The organism is Kribbella sp. NPDC050470, assembly GCF_044458365.1.
Lineage (GTDB): Bacteria > Actinomycetota > Actinomycetes > Propionibacteriales > Kribbellaceae > Kribbella.
The window spans coordinates 679,940-689,914 of the sequence record NZ_JBITHV010000004.1 but is presented as its reverse complement, the minus strand read 5'-3'; the positions used below and the strand labels follow the sequence as shown (position 1 = coordinate 689,914).

Annotated in this window: 5 protein-coding genes; 2 read left to right on the top strand and 3 right to left on the bottom strand. The window is 65.1% G+C overall.

From position 1 onward, the window contains the following. The first annotated feature begins 190 nt into the window (after positions 1–190). Positions 191–1,432, top strand: coding sequence for a helix-turn-helix domain-containing protein (locus tag ACIBGM_RS15180; protein WP_396385844.1), 1,242 nt, complete (start codon positions 191–193; stop codon positions 1,430–1,432). A 91-nt stretch (positions 1,433–1,523) separates the two neighbouring features. On the opposite strand, the gene ACIBGM_RS15175 is transcribed toward ACIBGM_RS15180, so the two are convergent. Further along, positions 1,524–2,453 (bottom strand): hypothetical protein, encoded by a 930-nt coding sequence (locus ACIBGM_RS15175; protein ID WP_396385827.1) that lies wholly within the window; start codon positions 2,451–2,453, stop codon positions 1,524–1,526. A gap of 155 nt (positions 2,454–2,608) precedes the next feature. Here ACIBGM_RS15175 and ACIBGM_RS15170 point away from each other — a divergent pair, with 155 nt between their 5' ends. Continuing rightward, positions 2,609–2,842 carry a hypothetical protein gene (locus ACIBGM_RS15170; RefSeq protein ID WP_396385826.1) on the top strand — a complete coding sequence of 78 codons (234 nt, stop codon included), beginning with the start codon at positions 2,609–2,611 and terminating at the stop codon, positions 2,840–2,842. Between the two features lie 107 nt (positions 2,843–2,949). On the opposite strand, the gene mobF is transcribed toward ACIBGM_RS15170, so the two are convergent. Then, positions 2,950–6,693, bottom strand: a complete 3,744-nt coding sequence (gene mobF, locus ACIBGM_RS15165) for a MobF family relaxase (RefSeq protein WP_396385842.1) — start codon at positions 6,691–6,693, stop codon at positions 2,950–2,952. Positions 6,694–7,303: 610 nt separating this feature from the next. Next, on the bottom strand, positions 7,304–9,967 hold the full coding sequence (locus ACIBGM_RS15160; RefSeq protein WP_396385825.1) for a hypothetical protein: 2,664 nt from the start codon (positions 9,965–9,967) through the stop codon (positions 7,304–7,306). Between the last annotated feature and the right edge of the window lie 8 nt (positions 9,968–9,975).

The window sequence follows — 9,975 nt, the reverse complement described above, 5'->3', positions numbered from 1 at the left end:
CGCGTCCCCACCGCCCCGACCGACGAACCATGAACCAGAAGATGGTCAACATTCAGTTGCCGCAAGCTGGTCAGTTTTCGGCTGCCGTTGACACGCGTCCGCGTACTTCCGTGACCACGACGGACGTACCCGTGAGGTCACCGCCTCCGCCAAGACCAAGGGCGCAGCAGAGCACCGCCTCCTCTCGAAGCTGCGAGACCGGGCAAAGCTCACGCAGTACGGCAAGCTGAGCCCGACGGACAAGATCAACGACCTCATCGACCTGTGGATCGAGAAGTTCGAGGAACGCATTGAAGACGGCCGCCGGTCACCGACGACGCTGACGACGTACCGCACTGCCATCAAGAACTACGTACGCCCTGCACTCGGTGAACTCCTGATCGGTGAGGCAACCACGCCCCGCATCGACAGAGTGATCGGAACCATCAAGCGCAACGCCGGCCGCCCCACCGCGAAGACTTGCCGCGCGGTTATCTCCGGCATGATGCAACTCGCCGTCCGGTACGGCGCCCTGACCGTCAACCCGGTCCGCGAAGTCGAACCGGTCGAGTCCCGCCCGAAGAACCCGCCCCGTTCGCTCACCAACGAGGAGATAGCAGGCCTACGCGAACTCTTGACCACCGACGAAGCCGCCGTACACGCCGACCTCCCGGACCTAGTGCTCTTCATGCTCGGCACAGGAGTCCGAATCGGCGAGTCGCTCGCAGTCCTTTGGTCACAGGTCAACCTCGACTCCGCCGCAGTCGAGATCACTCACACCATGGTTCGCGTCCCAGGCCAAGGCTTGATCCGCAAAGCCCCGAAGTCCAAGGCCGGCGAACGCGCCCTACCCCTCCCAGACTGGGCCGTCACCATGCTCCGCCGACGCCACGCAGCCGGCATCCTCCTCGACGAACCTATCTTCGCCGACTCCCTCGGAGGCTTCCGAGACCCCTCAAACGTCCGCCGAGCCCTCCGCCGCGCACTGTCCCCCGTAGCCAGCACCGCCCGCCGCGACCTAGGCCAGACCCTCCGATCCGCCCGCCTCCAAACCGGCCTCACCCGCAAACAGGTCGCCACGAAGCTCGGCTGGCCAAAGACCAGACTCGAGCTGATCGAGACCGGCCGCATCAAGCTCGACCGCGAACTCGTAGCCATCCTCGTCAAGGCCTATCGCATAAACCTCGACGCATCCCCCGAGCTCAGCGCCCAAGTCGACCAAGCAGCCCAACCCTCACCCTCAGACGCCCTCACCTGGATCCGCTCCCACACCTTCCGCAAAACCACAGCCACAGCCCTGGACCGCCGAGGCCAATCCGCCCGCCAAATAGCCGACCACCTAGGCCAAGCCCAGGTCTCCATCACCCAAGACGTCTACATGGGCCGCCGAATCCACAACCCTTCCGCAGCCGACGCACTAGACCAGGAGTTCGCGGATCTCGACCTGTGGTGAGAACCGCGCCGCGTGCCTGCTTGCTCGAGGACGGATGGAGCTCCGGCCGCTGTCGATTGCGCGCGATGTGCCCCGTCTGAAGCGGAGGCGGTCATGTGGAAGGGCCTTGGGCTAGGGCGGCCTTGTAGGCGTCTGCGACCTGGATGCAGAAGGTCAGGAGCGGGTTCACGCGTTCGGGTGTCAGCCAACCTGGAACGGTGCGGGCCTGCTTCTCGGTCCCGTTGAACCCGAAGAGTTGGTCGGCCGCGTCCCGGAACTCCGGCGTGGTGAGCGACTCGATGGGGATTCCGCTGTTGAGGCCGGCGTAGGCGCTGAAAGGGACGAGGACATGGCCGTCGTTGAAGACTGCGACGACGGTCCGAATACCTCCAGCGGAAGGACCGCTCGCCTCGAGGACGACATGCTTCGGACCTAGCCTTCGCCGATATCCCGCAGCTTGCCACTTGCCAACCAAGGCCACCGCTGCCTGTCGCAGGTCCGCGACATCGAACTGGTCGAAGAACTCCTCTAGCGTGACGGTCTCCGACTGCTTGGCCTTCTCGACTGTCGCCGTGAACTGGTTCGGCTCGACGACCGCGGTGAAGAGCGGTGCCCAGGCGCTGTTCTCGATGCGTACTGCCTGGGCCTCCACCAGCCACACCGCGATACCCCGTTCGCTGTCGAGCTCGGCGAGCTCGTTCAGGTACTGAGCGACCGCGCGGAACTCATCGCGGTGCTCCTCCGCCACCACGACCAGCCCACGGGCCCGGCGCGCCACCGCGTAGGCCAGCCCGCGGGTCAGATGATCATGGTCGGCTCGGCCGTACTGGTTCTCGATCACGAACTCCGACCCGTCCTCGACCTGCGCGACGATGTCGATGCGGCGGCCACCAGTGGTGGCCACTTCCGACGCCCCCAGCGCGGTGAGATCGACCCCGATCGCATTGCCGAGGGAGTCCAGCTGAGCGGCGAGCAGCGGCGTGAAGTCAGCAGCCTCGCCCTTCCACGCTTCGGTCAACCTGCCGAACGTCAACTTCGCCATGCCCATGAGAAGGGTCTATCAGGACTGTGAACGAGGCAGAAGATGTGAGACCGGGTCTGCGTACACGCGGACGTTGCGCTGCGACAGGCTGTGTCGATCCTGGAAGTACGGGTGGCGTTGTAGCGCAGGCGAGCGATCGCGGAGCTCTTCCAATCTTGCGCGAGGTCCTCGCGCCATGGCGGGCATCGTTCCACGATCGTCAGGTCGCGCGGAGCGAGTTCGCACTCGACGCGCAGCTGGTCGCGAGCGTGCTCGGGAACCCGCGCGGCACGCCAGTGCTGTCCGCGTGCAACATCCAGGTCGGGAAGTGCCATTCAGATCACCAGTCGTCGGGTGGCCTGAGCCTTGCTGATCTGGTCAGCGGCTTCCCGATCGGCGTGCGGTGCTAAGCAGGTGGTCGAACACCTTCATGGAAGCATGCAGGTGGGGACCCTCGCACCCCTAGATCCCACCGACCCGCGGTCGGTGAGTCTGGCCTAGCACCTGATACGTGACGTCAGTCTGGTCGCGGCAGCTGAACGGACTGTGCTGACACCTCAGCAGTGCCTGTGCCATCGATCGATCGTTCGACAGGCTCTGGCGAGAACCCGGTGAGCATCCTGATTAGCCGGGCGTGCTGATGGCGTCGCACGGCTGCGTTGGTTGGTGGTGTGTCCCCGAGGATCGAGTGACCGTGGATCTGGTAGCGCTCCCTGTACGCGGCGATCTCGCGAGCAAGCTCGGTGAGTTCCTGGTCTGGGGGCTCACCGGCTGCGTGGCGCAGCTTGCGGTACCAGGCAGGTGGATGGGCGAGTAGCTCCTCGGCGAGCCAGTTTGCGCGATCGATGATCTGGGACTCGAGTTCGCGCAGTGGCGCGATCAGCCTGGGGTCGCTGATGTGGATGGCTGGGGTGACGAGGCCGAGGAGTTGTGTGGGGTGGCGGCCGGCCTTGTGTAGTGCCCGGGCGGTTAGGCGGTGGACTCTGTGGTGGATGACGGCTGCGACGTCGTGCGCCTTCGTGAGCGGTGATCGGTTGACAGCGCTTTGGAGTACGTCGGCCACGTTGAGGCCTGCGTTTTCGGCGCGGCGGAGTTCGGCGATGAGCGGGCCGTAGGCGGGGGAGGCTTGGAGTGCGGCTAGGTCGGTTGGGTCTAGGCCTGACGCGGCGATAGCCGGCTGGTAGCGCTTCTTGGCGTCGAGTTGGCAGAGGTATTCGTGGATGGGGATGAGGCGGTCGAGGCGGGTGGCGTTGTCGAGTTCTTGGCGCATGACCTCGTGGGCGGATTGCTCGACGCCGGGATCGTTGAGGACCGCTTCGAGCACGTCCTCCATTGTCTGTTCGGGGTGAGGTTCGTGGAGGTCTGACGCGCTCGGGTGGGTAGCGACGTAGGCGTTGTTGGTGTTGCGGCCGCGGGTCATGCCGACGTACATGAGGGCTCGAGTGAGGTGGTCGGTGACGAGGAGGTGGGCGGTGTCGACGGTGGCGCCTTGGGCTCGGTGGGCGGTGGTGGCGTAGGCGAGTTCGACGGATTCTTGCACGTAGGCGGTGGGGAGGGTGACGGTGTCGCCGGTGGGGTTTTGGACGGTGAGGGAGCCGTCGGGCCAGCGGTGAATGACGGTCCAGTGGTCGCCGTTCTTCACGAACTGGCGGTGACCGGTGTTGCTGCCGTAGGGGAGGCGGCGGTTGTTGAGGCGGGTGACGATGTGGTCGCCGAGGCCGACGTGGTTGCCGTTGTGGAGTTCGATGCCGTCGGGTTCGACTTCGCCGGTGGTGATGCGGTCGAGGCGGGCGCGGGCGTTGAGGCGGGCGACGGTGGCGTTGTCGGCGGCGATGAGGAGGCTGGTTTTACCGTTATGGGTGTCGGTGAGCCAGGCCTTGTAGGCAGCGTCTTCCATGTCCTCTGATGAGCCGGCGGTGAGTCGGTGGTGGTTGTCGTAGGCGTCGATGGCGGTGAGGTCGCCGGCGCGGAGGGCGAGGCTGGCGTCGCGTTCCCAGGGGTTGGTGAAGCGCCAGACGTCGGTGAGTTCGGCGGCTTGGGTGTCGTGGGCGATGAGGCGGAAGGCGCCGCCGGTGTCGGCGGCGGAGAGCTGGGCGTCGTCGCCGACCAGGAGGAGTTTGGCGCCGGCCGTGTTGGCGGCGCGGGCGAGGGTGGCGAGTTCCATGGTGCTGGCCATGGAGGCTTCGTCGATGATGACGAGTTGGTTGTTGTGGAAGCTCCATCGGTCGCGCTCGGCGCTCAGGGCGGCGAGCTGCGCCATGAGTCGCTGGTGGCGGAGGCGGCGCCCTGAGCGGCGGGCGAGGCTGGCGGCGTGTTCGGTGTGCAGGATCATGTCGCGGCGCTGTTCGGCGCCGAGGCCAGCGGACTCGAAGATCCATTTGGCGATGTTCTCGGTGGGGGCGCCGATGGCGTCGGCCAGGACGGTTGAGGCGGCGGACGATGGTGCGAGCGCGATGGTCGACCCGTCGCCGTGGCTGGCTTCCCAGCTGGCCGCGAGTGCGGACAGCAGGCTGGTTTTGCCGGCTCCGGCTGGGCCGATGAGGGCCTCGAGCTTCTGTCCGCTGGTCGCGATCCTGCGGAGCGCGGTGGCCTTGTCTGCGCTGAGTCCGGCGGTGTGGATTGTGGCTGGGGCGATGGTGGGTCCGTTGGCGTCGTGGGCCAGGTCGAGCAGGACGGCTTCGGCTCCGAGAACGACGGGTGAGGTGTAGATCTGGCCGTTGTGGATCGTGAACACGTTCTCGCCGCCGTCGCGGGTGACGGGGATGGTCACGAGGTCGGGCGCAGTGAGGCTGATCGAGTGCTTTTCGGCGCGTTCGACGATCGCTTCCAGCGCGGCGAACCGGTCATTGGTGGAGACGAACCGGAGAAGTCGGGTTTGCCGTGCGGCCTCGGCGAGGAGGTTCCAGCGCGTCCAGGTCGCGCGTTTGGTTTGCAGGGTCAGGACGGTCGCGGCGCCGTACGCGTCGAGCGTTTCAGGGCTCAGGTCTGCCGCCGCCAAGGGACGTTCGCCGGCCTTGTGGAGGGACCGTTGGATGGCGTCGACGGCCTCCGCTCCGATGGCTTGGTCGGCGCGTTTACGCCACTGCGCCAGCAGTTCGGTGAGGGGTCGGGCGAGGTGCTTGGCTGGCCGGTTCAGGAGGGTCGCACGCTGCCGTAGGGCGTACATTTCGCGGCGGTCGGGTGCGTGGATCTGGCCAAGACGCTCGTCCAGGAGTGCGGTCAGGTTGGCTTCGATCTGTTCGCTTCTTGCAGAGAACTCGCGGAGCAGTTCCTCGGGAATCGAGTCGATCTCGAACGCCGGATTGCGCCGAGAACCGCGTTCGCGCAGCTCCCATTTCACGCCCATACGACGCGCGAGATGATCGGCGAGAAGCACATTGTGGATCTCCGACATCGCCACAGCGGCCCGGTACAGCACCCGCCCATCCAGAGTCCGCCACGCGCCGTCCGGCCCCTGTACGCGGTTCGCGACCACCACGTGAGTGTGCAGTTGCGGGTCGCCGCTGCGACTGTCCCAGTGATCGAACGCCGCCGCGATCACCCCGCGGGTATCCAATTGTGCGATGCCGCCATCGCCGCTCCTGGTGAGCGCCGCGTGCTGCTCGATCAGCGACAGCACATCGACGACAGCCTCGTGATGCGCAGCGACGATCTGCTCCTGGATGCCCACATCGGCAGTCGCCCACAACGCCGACACCGACTTCACCGGCGAGAACGTCAGATCGAACCCGGCGACCGCCTGCCGCGACTTCTTCCGCATCTCCGCCCGGCGAATCTGCGCGATCGCGCGCTCCCGTTCGGCCTCGGACAGGGCAGGGTCGAGATCGCGGATCCGGTCCCGGATCCGCTCCTCCGGACCCTTGAAAACCCGGTACGGCTCGCCGAGCGTCCTGCCGGTCAATGGATCCTCCGCGCGCCCGAACAGGGCGGCCATCTGCGCCTCGGTCACCTCGCTCCCTGGGACCAACTCGCCATCGCCGAGGCCGCTAAGGCCCTGTCCCATCCAGCGGCCGGGCGGGTATCCCGACGCGGTGTAGTACGCGGTCAACGGCGTAGCCATCCGCCGATCGACGTCCCCAGCGGCGACATGCCGAAGGAGATACAGGTAGCCCTCCCCGGCATTCATCCGGTGGATACTCAGCACAGTTGCCCGCCCGGAACTTGGCGGTTGCACGGATCGGCCAAATCGCTCATGCAAGCTCAACGGCTGAGCGCTCACAGGTCTGATCGCGACGGGTCTCGCGGCCTTCGACCCGAGCATGCAAGAGGTGTGCCCGATTTGCGGCTGTCGTTGCGCGGCCTCCGCATCGCTCGCCGAGCACATCTGGGCCGAACGCCGTGCCAGGACCTCACTACCTTGATAAATATCTGTCGAAAAACAGCTGAGGTAGAGCACTTTGTCTTTCATTCGGCCCGACGACAACGGCATCAACGGCACCGAAGACGGGCGGTTGGCCAGCGCGGCCATTCACTTGTGAAAGGCGGTACGAGGTCCGTACCTGAACTCGCTCGGTAACCGTGGGGAACTCGGTTAAGCTTGCGTGTGACGACCGACCGTTGCGGTCGAACAGCGCGACGGACGACAACCGCGAACGCGTTAGTCGACGGCTGATGAAGAGCAACGGCAGGTGCTCGGGTCGTCTTCGAGGACCTGAGTGGCCGCCTGGGGGATCGCGGATTCGTCGTCGTTGCCAAGGTCGTCGACCATCGTGATGGAGGCGTCAACGCATTCCGGCATGTGCGGTCACGAGTAGAACGACGGCTCTGCCTTCTGTCAGTGCTGTTTGCTGTGTAAACCCATGACCGTGCATCGCGATCAACATCGCTGTCCGTCTGGCCCTCTGTCTTGACGCCGGATCTATTCAGAGCACTCAGCCTGTGTTGGCGATGCTCGAACCCGCCGTGAGCGCCGACGCCAGGTCGTCTAGCTTCATGGCCCATGCTGGCCAGGGCGGATCAATCCATTCAAGATCGTGCTCATCGTCGTTGACCATGACGACTCCGTCGCGCGCATCCTCGTCCCAGAACGCGACGGCTCTACCGTTGCCTGAGAACCTGATTCGGAAATAGGTGTTGTCATAACCCGCGTAGTAGGCGGCTGTCGCGACACGGCCGAGCATCTCCTGCGCCCGGTCCAGCGTTAGATCGTCTACTGGTGTGGTCACGACGAAGGTGGTCGACTGATGCATGTCGTCGTGCCCGACCCGTCGGACCCACTCCTGTCGCCACTCCACGGACGACCTGTCAATACCGTAGGGAGCAATAACCAAATCCACGACCTCGGCATCTGTGGATGGAGCGGCAGCCTGTCCCAGGGCATCCAGGAGCTCAGGCGCCATCTGAAGATTGCCAGCTGCCTCGGCGAGTCCATCGACGTCGAGAGCGAACTCGTCATCTGTGACCAAGTGGCGCACCATGTTCCGGAGTTCCGCAAGGCTGTCCTGTTCCGCGACGTGGTCGACGGACGCGGCCAGACCGCGCACAGTCGTAGTCCGAGCGCCGGCGTCGACCAGTACATCGCGCACCACCGTCGCCGTCTCGTGGTCGAGCCTCGATGTGATGCCCTGGCCCTGGGCTCTTCCCCAAAGGAACGCCCACGTCCTGACTTGCGCGTCGATTCCCCAACGGGATGTAACCGCGCCTCGCTCCAACAGGCGAACGAGGAGGTGGTTGAACACGACCGCGTTGGTCGCGGCCGGTATCGGGCCGAGCTCTTCGATGAAGGCTGCGTCGTCCAGCGCCGCGGCATACCGCCGTACGAATCGATCAAAGGCCATTCGGGTTCGCATCGTGACAGGGACACGCTTGCGAGTCAGCTCGTCCTCGAGTTCCTCGTCTGCCTCGTCCGTGTCCTGAGACAGCCCGACGTCGCCTTCCTTCGCGAGGTCCTCCTCAAGCTCAGCATCGGGCTGTCTAACGTCCAAGCCGAGGTCTCCCAGGCGCCCGCCAATGGCCGCTAGGACGACCTGGATATCTGTGGGAGGCAAACCTGCGGCGCGTCCCCGGGTGAAGTAGCCGCCATATCGCGGGTCACGCCGCACGCGGTCCCAGTCGAGATCCTTCAACGCAATCGGCTCGTTGTGGTCGACTGGGCTGCCATCGCGCCTGGCATTCGGTTTGGCGATGCGCCACACCGACTCTCGATCGACGATGAGTGTTTGGTCGAGTTCACGCAGTAGCTCGTAGAGCTCGGCATCCTGCTCCGGAAGGTCGCCGAGTCGGGGCAGCTGCTCGCGCTGACTCGCTTTGTCGAGCCGACCTTTCAGGTGAGCGACCTGGTAGGGCCAGGTGGAGCTGCTGTGCTCGTCGTCTCCGTCGATCCGGACGACGAGTCGCCCTCCTGCAGAGGCTAGGGCAGCCGCGCTAACGGTCAGGGAGACTCGCGCAGTGGGGCCGACGAACTGCTGGGACTCGATCTCCACGGCCTGCCCCGCTTGGTCGGTGATGTCGAGCGTAGCCCCCTCCGGCACCGACTCGCTGAAGACAATCGTCAGACTAAGTCCGTCAAGCCTGCTCCACAAAACCACTGGAATGTCCGCGTCATCGACCTCGGCCTCGTCATCGGTAGAAGGCCGGTAGCTGATGGAGAGCGATGTGATGTCTATGACCTTGGTGCGGGCCAACTGGGCATAGATGGAGTCGAAGGACCTGCGTGGTCCGGTGGTGATGACGCCGATCTCGATGTTGCCGCTGCTCGCTGATTGCAAGAGGGCGCTGCGGGAGAGGTTCGCCGAGCCGGTGAGTAAGGTCTCCGATCTCGACTGAATGAGGTGCACCCACTTGGCGTGGATGTATGCCGCCGGCTCGTCCTTGACGTGGATTCGTTCCACGACCCCGCTTATCGCGGCGCTGAGCACTCGCTGGATGGCGACCGGATCGGCCGAGGTCGCGTCTGTTACCAGGAGTCGGACCTGCTTGGGGCTGAAGGTCGCGATGAGTTGCTGCAGGGCGACACAGTCTGAATCGTGGAAGGGAGCATGCGCGATCAGCTCGTTCACCGGTCCGGTTACGGTCGAGCGCAGTCGCTCGAGGACCGGTCGTGTGAGGTTCGCGCCGATGGCTGTCGGCGCGCTCGGCGATGCTGGTAGCCAGGTTGAGCTGCCCCATGCTGTTTGCAGAAGCTCGACAACTGGGGGGTCCACCAGTTGACGAGTAGAGAGACTGTCTACCAACGACCGAGCCGCTGCGAACTCGTCGGTGTGCTGAGGTTGCTCGTCGCTGTACGCGAAGACATGCCACAGCTCACCTGGTGACGCGTAGCCGTCATAGCCGAGGTTGCCGGAACCGACGATGAGCCGGCCGCTGGCAGGACCAAGTAAAAGGATCATCTTCCCGTGTGCGGCACCCGTGTGGCGGACTGGCGCGGCAACGTATGCCTTGTTGGCCAAACGGTGCCGCTGACCGGTGCGCGCAGCCTCCCTGAGGCTATTCGCCAGCTGGTGACCGTCCGCGAGGATGATCCGAAGAGGTACTTGGGCTAGTTGGCTCATCAGCCGGGTCTCAAAGAACGTCAGGTTGGCGCCGAACGTGCACACGAGCGCTG

What these genes read in the sequence shown, in the direction of transcription:
- mobF (WP_396385842.1), bottom strand. Translation starts at nt 6,693, where the DNA reads ATGCTCGGGTCGAAGGCCGCGAGACCCGTCGCGATCAGACCTGTGAGC.
- ACIBGM_RS15175 (WP_396385827.1), bottom strand. Translation starts at nt 2,453, where the DNA reads ATGGCGAAGTTGACGTTCGGCAGGTTGACCGAAGCGTGGAAGGGCGAG.